Annotated in this window: 11 protein-coding genes and 1 pseudogene; 1 reads left to right on the top strand and 11 read right to left on the bottom strand. The window is 38.8% G+C overall.

Features of this window, described 5'->3' with window-relative positions:
* Window positions 1–107: 107 nt before the first annotated feature.
* From EWV60_RS02585 to EWV60_RS02535, 11 genes are all read right to left on the bottom strand, one after another.
* Window positions 108–716 carry a glycosyltransferase gene (locus tag EWV60_RS02585; RefSeq protein WP_287230709.1) on the bottom strand — a complete coding sequence of 203 codons (609 nt, stop codon included), beginning with the start codon at window positions 714–716 and terminating at the stop codon, window positions 108–110.
* 75 nt (window positions 717–791) lie between these two features.
* Window positions 792–1517 carry an FkbM family methyltransferase gene (locus EWV60_RS02580; protein ID WP_287230706.1) on the bottom strand — a complete coding sequence of 242 codons (726 nt, stop codon included), beginning with the start codon at window positions 1515–1517 and terminating at the stop codon, window positions 792–794.
* 13 nt (window positions 1518–1530) lie between these two features.
* Entirely contained in the window at window positions 1531–2091 is a 561-nt protein-coding gene (locus EWV60_RS02575) for a D-glycero-alpha-D-manno-heptose-1,7-bisphosphate 7-phosphatase (RefSeq protein WP_287230703.1), read from the bottom strand.
* Between the two features lie 4 nt (window positions 2092–2095).
* A complete protein-coding gene (gene rfaE1 / locus EWV60_RS02570) occupies window positions 2096–3586 on the bottom strand; it encodes a D-glycero-beta-D-manno-heptose-7-phosphate kinase (protein WP_287230700.1) in 1491 nt (496 codons plus the stop codon).
* 53 nt (window positions 3587–3639) lie between these two features.
* Window positions 3640–4518 (bottom strand): hypothetical protein, encoded by an 879-nt coding sequence (locus EWV60_RS02565; RefSeq protein WP_287230697.1) that lies wholly within the window; start codon window positions 4516–4518, stop codon window positions 3640–3642.
* A gap of 35 nt (window positions 4519–4553) precedes the next feature.
* On the bottom strand, window positions 4554–5519 hold the full coding sequence (locus tag EWV60_RS02560) for a GSU2086 family protein (protein ID WP_287230695.1): 966 nt from the start codon (window positions 5517–5519) through the stop codon (window positions 4554–4556).
* Window positions 5503–6669, bottom strand: a complete 1167-nt coding sequence (locus EWV60_RS02555) for a glycosyltransferase family 9 protein (protein WP_287230693.1) — start codon at window positions 6667–6669, stop codon at window positions 5503–5505. The genes EWV60_RS02560 and EWV60_RS02555 overlap by 17 nt, the downstream gene beginning before the upstream one ends.
* Window positions 6670–6705: 36 nt before the next feature.
* Window positions 6706–7338, bottom strand: a complete 633-nt coding sequence (locus EWV60_RS02550; RefSeq protein ID WP_287230691.1) for a D-sedoheptulose 7-phosphate isomerase — start codon at window positions 7336–7338, stop codon at window positions 6706–6708.
* Between the two features lie 7 nt (window positions 7339–7345).
* Entirely contained in the window at window positions 7346–8461 is a 1116-nt protein-coding gene (locus EWV60_RS02545) for a polysaccharide pyruvyl transferase family protein (RefSeq protein ID WP_103112308.1), read from the bottom strand.
* 43 nt (window positions 8462–8504) lie between these two features.
* The gene (locus tag EWV60_RS02540; RefSeq protein ID WP_287230685.1) at window positions 8505–9443 is read right to left on the bottom strand and encodes a glycosyltransferase family 2 protein; all 939 of its coding nucleotides are present in this window, start codon (window positions 9441–9443) and stop codon (window positions 8505–8507) included.
* 95 nt (window positions 9444–9538) lie between these two features.
* On the bottom strand, window positions 9539–10342 hold the full coding sequence (locus tag EWV60_RS02535; RefSeq protein WP_287230683.1) for a Uma2 family endonuclease: 804 nt from the start codon (window positions 10340–10342) through the stop codon (window positions 9539–9541).
* A 267-nt stretch (window positions 10343–10609) separates the two neighbouring features.
* Here EWV60_RS02535 and EWV60_RS02530 point away from each other — a divergent pair.
* Window positions 10610–11606, top strand: a pseudogene (locus EWV60_RS02530) (ISL3 family transposase); the annotation flags it as partial.

The following is an 11606-nucleotide window of genomic DNA, read 5'->3' as shown; positions in this document are numbered from 1 at the left end:
TTAGGGTTTTCAACATCGATAATATACCTCTTGCGAACAGGAAACGCTATAGGCGCTTTTAGGCTTCTGTTATTGAAAAGAGAGGCAATTTTTCGAGGTTGCTTATATTACAATATTTCATTGTACAGCTTTAAATACTTAGATGCTTGAATCTCAAGAGTAAATTCTTGCTCCACTTTTTGCCTTGCCCGAATGCACAATTGGTTATACCTTTCTGTATCTTCTAATACCCAATTAATTCCGCTTGCTAAGTCTTCCACCTCGAAGGGGTGAGCCAGATAACCATTCTCTTGATGTTCGATCATATCAGGCATTCCACCAATTTTAAAGGCAACAGAGGGAGTGGCACAAGCGAGAGCTTCCATGACTGTATTGGGAAGATTATCCTCAATTGAGGGAGCGACAAAAATATCGGCGGCGGCATAGACTAAAGCTAGGGAAATATCATCATTTAATCTGCCTAAATAATGGGTTTTTAAGCCGAAATCAGGCGGATTCACTGGTTCAGAGGCACCGAAGACCACTAACTCTAATTTATGCTGCCATATTTCCCCCTGCTGTTTAACGGGGAAATAGAACCCAACAGTATGACCGTGACGTAGTACCTCAACGGGAGTCTCACCGTATAGGTATTTAGGGAGTTCGCTCCGAAATTCTCGCACCCCAATTTTCTCAATGTCATACTTAATCCATAGTCTCTCTCGTTGTGTACGCATTGTGTACATACTGTAGCACTATTTAAGAAGGGATATCTACAAATAAATTTGCTCATGTTTTACCAGATTAAATTTTTAATCTGGTTTAAAGAAAATGCCATCCATCTGCAACATCCTCCCAGTTTTTTCGGCAGTAAACCCTGGTTCAATACCGTACAGTTCGTAACCTAGTTTTTCTATAATATCAATCATTTCTTTAAACAGGACTTGACCTTCGTAGAGAGGGACTAAAGATAATTCAAGCTTAATACCTTTAACCAAAGGCAAAATTGCTGTTGCCCCTTCTAGCACTTGTTTTTCCAATCCTTGCACATCTATTTTGAGAAAAATGGACTTAGTTTCGCTTTTGATATAGTCCTTGGCCAGGGTATCTAGCCTGCTCAATTTTACTGTTTCTGAACCAGAGTAAGCTGATTCGGGGGCAGATTCTAAGTGAGCATCCAACATTGGCAAAGCTGAACTACTCTGGCTGTTACCAGCAATATTGATGATAATTTCACCTTCTTGGTTGCCAATGGCAGTTTGGGGAGCAATTTCCCAGAGCGGGTCTTTTTCACTAACAGCTTTTAATTGAGAGTAAGCACTTGACAGCGGTTCAAAGGAAACAATCCTCCCTGAATAGCCTAACTCTCGCAGTAATTTGGCATATTGCCCAATATTAGCGCCAACATCGAATACTAAGTCAATATTGTGATAGGCTAACAAGCGATGCATTTTCGCCGCTTCAGATGTTTGTACATTGTATCTTTTTAGATCAATTCCTAAACTTCTGGCGAGTTTCTTGACTATTTTTTTGAGCATGGCTAAAATCTCCTTACCTAGAACATTCTAAAGTTTTATGGTTTTTAATCAACTCAAGAGTCTCATACAGTTGATTAAAAACTGCAATTTTTGTTGAATATTTGTCGATTTGCTTTACTGTAGATTTCCCCCTGCCAGTTAATAGCAAAACAGGTTGACAACCTGCTTTTATGGCACATTCTAAATCACTTGGTGCATCACCAATAAAAAAAGATTGGGCAATATCAATATCATATTTTCTCGATGCTTCTAGTAACAAGTAAGGTGAAGGCTTCCGACATTGGCAGTTTTCTGAAGGATGGTGAGGACAAAGTAAAAGATCGTGGAAAAATACACCAAATTTTTGATATTCATGAAAAACTCGCCTATGGACAGCTTCTACGTCTTCAAGACTAAAATAGCCCCGCCCGACACCAGATTGGTTGGTATATAAAATCAGTAAGTAACCTACATCTTGCCATTGCTTCAAGGTTGAACCGGCACTTTGGGGAATCTTTACTTGTTCTGGCTGACTTAGATAGGGAATGTAATCAATGATAACTCCATCTCGATCCAAAAATAAGGCTTTATTCATGGTTTTAATGCCAGTTGGGGGTAATTTTTGGGAATTTATTGATGATTTGTGTAGTCGATCTATCTTTCACTAAAGGTATCAGTGCTACTTGCCCTTGATATGAGCGTACAAAATCAGCACCAACCACTTCTTCTTCCTGATAGTCAGCACCTTTAACTAAAATATCAGGCTTAATAGCTTCAATTAACTTTATCGGAGTATCTTGATCGAATAAAACAACAGCACTAACTGAGCTAAGTGCTGCCAGAACTCTGGCTCGATCGGCTTCGGAAACCAGGGGACGTTCTGCTCCTTTTAATCTTTTCACAGATTGATCCGTATTCAGTCCAACAATTAATACATCCCCCATAGCTCTAGCTTTTTCTAGATATACTACATGACCTATATGTAGTATATCAAAGCAGCCGTTGGTGAAAATAATTTTCTTTCCTTGAACTCGCCAGGCAGCTATTTGGCGCATTAAATCTGACAGTTGCAGAATTTTACTGTTCAATTTACTAATTCCTTCCTGCTCAATAACTTGCAGCAATTCTTCAGCGTGTACAGGAGCAGTTCCCACTTTCTGAACGGCAATGCCAGCGCCTAGATTAGCTAATTCTACTGCTTCAGTCCAAGATAATCCGGCGGATAAACCGGCTCCTAATATAGCTATTACGCTGTCCCCTGCACCAGATACATCGAATACTTCTCGTGCTTGAGTGGGAAAGTGATAGCCTTTACCATTCCAAAATAAAGTCATGCCGCGCTCACTACGAGTAATTAGTACAGCTTCCAGCGCATACTTTTGTTGAAATTCTTGGGCGGCAAATTCAAAATCTTCATCGCTGATTAAAGAGTGCTTGATTGCCAACTCAGATTCAGGACGATTTGGTGTGATGGCAGCCGCACCTGTATAAGCTGTATAGTCAGTACGCTTGGGATCAACTAATACTCTCACGCCTTTCTGTCTAGCTATTGGCAAGAAAACCTTCAAGAAGTGGTCAGTTAAAACTCCCTTACCATAATCTGATAGGATGACAACATTTACATCATCAAGTTTATTGATGCTACGTTCTAGTAAATTTTGCTCCATATCTGAGTCAATTGCTCCTGTATTCTCATCATCTAGGCGGAGCATTTGCTGGGAGTGACTAATGATTCTTGTTTTAACTGTAGTTGGACGGTTTGGATCGGTGACTATCCCATCTGTAATTATATTTAGATTTAGCATTTCACGAGTTAGAATTTCTGCTTCAATATCAGCGCCAACTATACCAAGTAGATGAACTTGACAGCCGAGAGTAGCTAAGTTACAAGCGACGTTACCCGCTCCTCCAAGTGATACTGTTTTTTTATTAACCCTAACCACTGGAACGGGTGCTTCGGGAGATATACGAGAAACGCTACCCCAGATATATCGATCTAGCATTAAATCACCAATTACGGCAATTTTGATATTGATAAATTTTTCTCTGATTAACTGCTGGGTTGTAGATTGATTAAGAAATATAAGCATTTTTTACTATTGTTAAATGAGCGATATGTGATTGAATAAGCTTAGATTTACAACTATACTTCAATCCATTTTTTATCTTTCACCCCAGGCAAACGATGTTTCATGCCAAACTGAGCCCGCGGATGTCCAAAGCAGGTAGCAGGTTCTATTTCAGGTAACCAACTACAGGCAATATCTTCTCGGATGAAGAAGGCATTTGTAGCGATAGCATTCGTTCCCACCAGGCGATAGCCTTTTTCTTTACCTAACTTAACAAAGGCTAGTAGAGAAGCGCCGGCATAATCAGAACCATATTGGGTAAACTCTGCCTTGAAATCATCTGCATAGGGAACAGTGACAGAAACATCAGGTCCCCAGAGATGATTAAATTCAAGAACTACCACTCTCGGAGAAATGCAAGAAATTTCTTTCCATAGCCAATAATCAATCCCATCAATATCTAAAGAGAGAAGGTCTATTTCTCCATTGAAACCATTTTCAGCAATAGTTTGATTAACATTTTTGGCTGTAATCCATTGACAAGTAATTGAAGGCGGCCAATATTTTGTATCTGGGTGTTTGAAGTAGATTTTTTTCGCTATTTCCACATTTTTTTGCGAACCATCACATAGTAAACCAAACCATCTATGGTTAATAATTAGATTTGCTGTATTGCATTCAATTCCATCACCCGCACAAATTTCAACACACTTCTTATTCGTCGTGCCAATAAGTGAAAATATATAAAGGAGAATACCATCTTCCTCATTTTGAGAATGTACTCTAAACCCAACCTCGCTAAATGCTAATGGATTAGAACCGTGCCGATATAGTTGTTTATACTGTAGGCTTAACCCTAGCTGTTCAACAGAATTTGAACTCATTAAATATTCAGAGCGTAGTAATAATTGAGAAATCAAATTTAGACCTTTTTCAAAAAACCTCTTTATCATCTTTTTTTCGGAATTATTTTAACTAACTAATGAATTTACAATGAATTTGCTTTGAGCTTTGCCAGTACAGCATGCAGAAGCAGAGGAATCATAATTTCGTGATGCCCTGTTATCGAATAGCCGTGTCCTTCAATCTGGGTAGGTCTTTGAACCACATTTTGAAGTGGCCGATAATGTTGAAGCATATCCATATTTACAGTTGTAAAACTCTCTATTTTATGGGATGACAAATTTCGAGCAAGATTGAGTGCTTTCAGAAATACTTCTGGTAGTATAACAGCAGATCCTAAATTTAGATAGACACCTCCACTGTCAAAATCCATGATGATAGAAGTTAATAGCCGAAAATCAATGAAACTCGTATGCCCCAATGCTGAACCGTCTGCACCAGGATGCATGTGAATGGTGTCGCCGCCTATTGCAGTATGGACGGTTACAGGTATCCCAAGTTTCTTTCCAGCAGCAAGAATACTATATTCAAGAAAAGGGGGAGCAATCTCAATTAGCCGCATACCAAGACTCTCACCTAATCCGAGACTTCTTTCTGAACCTAATTTAATAGCATGATTCATAGATTCGCCAGTTTCCCGAACCATGCCAAACATACCAGACTCTAAACTAGCAGCAACATCTTCCGAGGTTCGTCCAATTAAAGCTAGTTCAAAGTCATGAATACTGGCTCCACCGTTCATCGCTATACCACTAATTATACCCTCTGTCATGAGTTGGATTATTAAAGGACTCAGTCCACATTTAATGATATGTCCTCCAATGCCTATAACTACTGGCTTCTGACGCTGATTTGCAGCGACAATTGCCTCAACAACCGCCCGTAATTCTCGCGCTTTCAAAATATCTGGTAATGATTCCAGAAACTGCATAAGATTTGGATTGACTGGACATAACTGGGCAAAATCTGACGATTGAACTTTGGTTGGGCGATCCTCCAGTGGCAACGTCTTGACATTTTTCAAATCAATGGGTTTATACTTTTTTTGCATGACACAAATCCTCTATTAAGCTTTGCAATTCTAAGGCAATTTTAATGGGTTCAATTTCTTCGATACATCTAATATTCCGAAATATACAACGCGAATTACACCAGTAACAATCCATAGATTGATTTACAACTCGATGTATATTAGGATTTCCCCAGGGATAAAACCGACCATAATGCCAACCCCCCATAATACCAACAACAGGCTTCTTTATCGCTACACTTAAATGAAGAGAAGCAGAATCTGTGGAGAGTACAATATCACAATTTCTTAATCCTTCAATTAACTGCCTTACTGTACTATCTCCAGCAAGATTGAATACTTTGAGTACGTTTTTGCAGCTTTTTATTTCCTGCTGTATCTTATCACACAAGTTTCTCTCAGACTTACTTCCGAACAAAACAATTGTCAAAAGTTCATTATTAAGATAATTAAATATAGATCTGTATTGCTGAATTGGATACAATTTTCGTTTATCAGAGGCTCCGGGACAAAGAGCTAATACAGTAGATGTAGAACTCTGAGGTATTCTTTCCTTCGCCCAAATTCGATCCTCGTCGGTTGTCCAAACTTCAGGCCACAAATCCTCAATAGTAGTATTGATACCTAATAATTGAAGAAACTGAGCCGTCACATTTAATTCATGCAAATCTACCAAACCTGTACCTAAATGTAGGCACCGACTGTATAAATTGCTGTACTTTGCCTCAGTTTTACAATCTTGATTTGAGTAATCTCCGGCTATCCCAATTTTTATTCTTGCGGGGATATCAGAAACTATTGCATATTCACCATATATCCCCTTTGATGGCGAACGTACAGGCACTAATAAAAGATCAGTTTTAAGATATTGCAATAAAGGTTTGCGGTTTAATTTGTCAAACCAACCCAGTAAATATGTGCGACCACGAAGCATATTAGGGGGGATAAAACTACTAGATGGCATAGCATATTTATCCCAGGTATGGACGTAATCGATGTAGGGACAATACTCAATATAGTTTTGCACATACTTTTTTACACACAAAGAGATAGTCGCATTTTGAAAATGATTCCGTATATGACGAAGAGTACCAGAGAACAGCACTACATCTCCTAAATTATCGGGACGTAAAATTAAAATACTCTGACAATCTTTAATTTCTGTGTTCACGCAATCCATTACCTCCGAATTTTTTCTTTATTGTCATTATGTAATAGTAGGAATTGAGCAAGTAAAAGCCGAATCAACTACTTGACATAATATATGTCCGATTAGAATATGTGCCTCTTGAATTCGGGCTGTATTACTAGAAGGAACTATCAAGGATAAGTTTACAACATTTTTAATTTCTCCGCCACCTTTACCTAATAGAGCGGCTGTCTGACAACCGAGGGATGCAGCAGCCGTCAACGCCTGTAGTACATTTTTGCTATTGCCAGATGTAGAGATACCAATAACTAGATCGTTAGCATTAGCTAATGCCTCAACTTGGCGACTAAATATATTGTCATACCCATAATCATTTCCAATCGAAGTTAAAATTGAGGTATCTGTTGTTAAGGCAATCGCTGGAAGTCCACGACGTTCTGTAGTGAATCGTCCTACTATCTCCGCTGCTATATGTTGTGCATCAGCAGCACTACCCCCATTGCCCATTAACAAAATTTTGTTTCCTGTTTTCAGAGTTTTGACTACAAGAGTAGCTAGTTGTTGAATCTCTGCTAAGTAATTAGCTAGAGAGTTAATAACCAAAGTATGCTCTTCCACACTCTGTTGTATCTGTTTTTGTAAGAGGAAGAAGCTGTCTGGATATTCTTGTATGTCTAGATTACTTTCCATAGTATGCTTAAAGCAAGTTTTCTAATTTAATTAAAGCTGATTGATAATCTTGATAAGCTTTTGTTTTAATCTGTGAGAATCGTTCCTCAAAACTATCTGCCCCATTCTTGAGATATTGATACTCAGAAATTAAACGAGTCACATCGACATCATTAACAAAAGCATTGCGTAAACCAATCTCTTTAGCCATGCAAGCTCTCGAATCATTGCCTACTACAAATGACGGACGACCAAAACTAGCCAGCATAAATGCACCATGAACTCTGTTCATTATACCATATTTAGCCTGTGAGTAAAGTCTAAGATAATCAACATAATCTTGGGAAAAGAAAATATTGGCTTTAGAGTCAATCTTGCGGGCTTCATTCACTTCAGCTTGGTTATGGCAAACAAAAATGCACCGCTCACTAATTTTAATTTGGTTATAGAATTCACGAAAAGCTTTCTCCCATTTATCATAATCAATTTTTTGACCAAAACTATAGTGAGCACCGCCTCGCATATAATTCAAGGCAACAAAACTAGGATCACTAGGTTCAATACCTAATTGATCTCTGGCAAAAATAGAAGAGCATGGAATCACTGGTGCATCCAAACCAAGACTATTTAACACTTTCCTGGCTAGACTGTCACGGACAGTAGTTATCTTTGTCAGAGAATGTAGTTCTTTAATGTAATTTACATCTTTCTTGGATTCGAGAAACTCCCTTCCGTCGCTGTGGTATTTTTGGCAAGTCCCCGCAGCTAAGTTAATGAATGGGACACGATCTTTAACCTTTTGATAGCGCCGTCTAATTAATGGTTCAAACCACTCACTGTCGGCACAGTTTGGACCACCTTCGTGAGACCAATAAACAGGTGCTCCACTTTGCACCAGTAAATCAGCTTCTAGAACTCTGTCTTTTGTCAATGTTAATGGTAGCAGCGGATCAACACGTCGGGAAAAGCGTAAATCCCGAAACCACTCAAAACCATATCTAGATGTGATAGGAGAATGTTTATGTACGTTTTGAATAGAGAGGTTTTCCCCCAGAAATCTTTGTTTGAGAAGATAAATTATTCCTTCTCTAACAAAATCATCCCCTACATTATGATTGATTGTGGTAATTATTGTGACTTTCATAAATCTATTAAATTTGTCTAAAATTAATTAAAATACAATGATATTACACAACTTTTGCGCTGAGGGACTTAAGCAAACTCACAAACTTACGGACATTAGATTTCAAGCTTGATCTTTTAAGAGTGTGTGCGAAGTAAATCTCGTCCGCTTTACGATCCCTATAGATTCCCAAAGGATGCTTCAGAGGAAACTCTATTGCTGAAGTTGACATATTGGCTTCTTTAGTATTGGGGTTAAACGTATGGGTAGCATCTTCTCTAAAACCTATATTCGAAATCAAATTTACATTGGGGGTTACGCAAAGACCAGAGTTAATAAACTTGGCAAACGCCCACTGATAATCCCATGTATCTATCTCACCGATTGAAACTTTATCATATAAGTCGATTCTAGTCAAGCTCTCTTCTAGATTTTCACAAAAATTATAATAGATCTGCTGGTCTTTAACTTCCTTCCACAAGTTGATGTTAACGTCATAATATTTCCACGCTCTCTGCCAAGCGGCCCAGCCCCATATTGGACCGTATTTTGAGAAGTAATAACTATCACCAATTTTTCTCTTACCATTCAGAAAATTAGAGCCACATATTTGCATGATTCTTGAGTCGTTTCTATAGAGTTTTAGTAATTCTTCACAAAATCGAAAAAAAGTAGAATGAGGCAAGCAGTCATCTTCAAGAATAATAACCTCTTGAACTATCTCAAAAACCCAATTTAATCCACTCGATACCCGACTTTTACAACCTAAATTAACATCAGAATAATCTGTCAACACCTCACAATCCCAATCAACTCCATCAATGATAGCACGAGCAGCTTTACACTTTTCAATATCATCGGCTCTATCTGGACGAGGACCGTCGGCAACCACTAATAACTTAGGTGGTTTCGCCTGACGGATAGCTTCAAATACCCTCGCTGTCGTATCAGGTCGATTAAAAATCAGGAAGGCCACAGGAGTGGTTAGTTGGAAGTCAGTCATACACGGATTTACTTTTAACTCGCAGCATCATAACCCAGCCTGACCAAATTGTCAACTCTAGGCTAGTGGGACTACCAAAATCCACCCAGACGAAGTCAGAGACTTTCAGGATTAATCCCCAATTCCCTGAGTTTAGCCGCCAATCTTTCGGCTTTTTCTTCGGCTGCCTCAGCTTTCTGTTGTGCTGCCTCAGCTTTCTGTTGTGCTGCCTCAGCTTTCTGTTGTGCTTCTTCAGCTTTCTGTTGTGCTTCCTCAGCTTTCTGTTGTGCTTCTTCAGCCAACTCTCGCGGGGTTGGCAACAAGATTCCATCTAAAGTCGCCCAGCGAATCCAGACGGTTGTTACCCCTCTATATTCTCCCTGCCAACGAACTAAAGCTAATCCCAAACGACCACTGATTAGCCATCCTTTCTCGTTGGGTTGCCGCGGTTCATATAGGCCATCAACTAAGACAAATTCGGCAAAATCTTCAGGATTAAAAGGATCGTACCAGAAATATTCAGGCACTCGTAACTTATCTTGATAAATCTGTTTTTTCTCGGTTTTGTCTATTTGGGTGGTACTTTCCGAGAGGAGTTCAATCACTACATCGGGAGCTTTTCCCTCCTCCCAAGTAACCCAACTTTTTCGCTCCCCTTTTGGCACGCCTAAGACGGCAAAAAAATCAGGTCCTTTGAAGTCTTGATTTTTCAGTTGTGCTGTACTGAAATAGACAAACATATTGCCACTGGCATAACCATCTTCTCGTCGGTCTAGCCAAGGGGATATACTGTCTATTAACAGATCCATCTGCCATTTATGCCTTTGAGTTTCCATGGGTACTCCATCATCGCAGGGAAGTTCATCTTGGGTGGGTAATGCAGTTAACTGCATTGGTTGACTAAACGTCAGAGTTTCCATATTTCTGTCCTAGATTTTGGGTTTAGTTATTTAGATTTTCTAGATTTTTTGCCCTCTTTCAGGCAAATACTACTTTAATTGAGTAGCTACAGCAATTCTAAATGATTCGTGAACGGGCAAGGAGCTTAATCCCATTGTTCAGCTGCTTATTGTCAAGGGTTTAGGGGATTACTATCTGTTCTATCACAATTCTAGACTAAGACGCATTGGCCCTTCTAGGTTCTGTGTGAGCATGGTATAATAGTAACACAGAACAGGAGGTGAGTTATGTGGATAAATTTTGATCAACTCCTCGATTTACCAAATGTAACAGTGGTCAATTATCAAAAAATTACTCAAACAATTTTCCTAAAGCTTGCTCTTTAAAATGAAACAATTGAATGTCCGAAATGCCATGAAACCTTGGACAGAATCAATCAGACAGAGTATAATCTAGTCAGAGATTTGTCAATATTAGGCAATTGAGTATATTTAGAAGTACCACGCCGCCAGTTTCATTGTCAAAAGTGCCAAAAGTATATCAGCGAAAGACTATGTTTTATGAGATTAAGACAGCATCAGACAATTCGCTATGAATCGATGATTTATGAGAGAGTAAAAAATTGTAGCATCGAAGAAATAAGTCGAGAAGAAGGGTTAGGATGGGCAGAAGTTGAGTTAATATTTAATCACTGTGCTAAAGAACTAGAAAAGGAAGAGTGGGAAGCACCAGAACGAATAAGCTTAGATGAATTTAGTCACTTAAAAGGACATAAAGATTTCATAACAACGGTCGTAGTTCTGGACAAGAAAATTTTACTAGATGTGATTAAAGGACATAAGCAAGATCAATTGGGAATCCTTAAAGGCACAGCCAGACGCAGTTCGGGAGAAGGTGAAAGAAGTGAGCGTCGATATGTGGTCAGGATTTACAGCAGTGAACAAGGAATTATTTCCCAATGCTAAAATCATCTATGACCGTTTTCATGTAATGGCTATCATCAATGACGAGCTTAATAAATTGAGAAAGTTAATGGGGGTGCATGAAAAAGGATTACCTCATTTATTATGGAAGAATAAAGAGGACTTAAAGCACGAACAAAAACAACAACTAGAAGTTATCCGGAAAGAACATTCATGCTTGGGAATAGCCTGGGAAATGAAAGAAGAAATTAGACAAACTTATCAAAGTTGTAGAACGTTCAGAGGTGCTGAGAGAAAATTGGAAAAATGGATAAGAATAGGCGGGATATTATATCAAAGTAGTGCCAGCATGATCCAGAAG

This window comes from Microcystis sp. Msp_OC_L_20101000_S702, assembly GCF_007095705.1.
Classification (GTDB): domain Bacteria; phylum Cyanobacteriota; class Cyanobacteriia; order Cyanobacteriales; family Microcystaceae; genus Microcystis; species Microcystis ichthyoblabe_A.
This window is presented reverse-complemented; position numbering and strand designations above follow the sequence as displayed.

Excerpts from the sequence above, each read along its gene's own strand:
- EWV60_RS02585 (WP_287230709.1), bottom strand. The coding sequence starts at position 716 with ATGCGTACACAACGAGAGAGACTATGGATTAAGTATGACATTGAGAAA.
- EWV60_RS02580 (WP_287230706.1), bottom strand. The coding sequence starts at position 1,517 with ATGCTCAAAAAAATAGTCAAGAAACTCGCCAGAAGTTTAGGAATTGAT.
- EWV60_RS02575 (WP_287230703.1), bottom strand. The coding sequence starts at position 2,091 with ATGAATAAAGCCTTATTTTTGGATCGAGATGGAGTTATCATTGATTAC.
- rfaE1 (WP_287230700.1), bottom strand. The coding sequence starts at position 3,586 with ATGCTTATATTTCTTAATCAATCTACAACCCAGCAGTTAATCAGAGAA.
- EWV60_RS02565 (WP_287230697.1), bottom strand. The coding sequence starts at position 4,518 with ATGATAAAGAGGTTTTTTGAAAAAGGTCTAAATTTGATTTCTCAATTA.
- EWV60_RS02560 (WP_287230695.1), bottom strand. The coding sequence starts at position 5,519 with ATGCAAAAAAAGTATAAACCCATTGATTTGAAAAATGTCAAGACGTTG.
- EWV60_RS02550 (WP_287230691.1), bottom strand. The coding sequence starts at position 7,338 with ATGGAAAGTAATCTAGACATACAAGAATATCCAGACAGCTTCTTCCTC.
- EWV60_RS02545 (WP_103112308.1), bottom strand. The coding sequence starts at position 8,461 with ATGAAAGTCACAATAATTACCACAATCAATCATAATGTAGGGGATGAT.
- EWV60_RS02540 (WP_287230685.1), bottom strand. The coding sequence starts at position 9,443 with ATGACTGACTTCCAACTAACCACTCCTGTGGCCTTCCTGATTTTTAAT.
- EWV60_RS02535 (WP_287230683.1), bottom strand. The coding sequence starts at position 10,342 with ATGGAAACTCTGACGTTTAGTCAACCAATGCAGTTAACTGCATTACCC.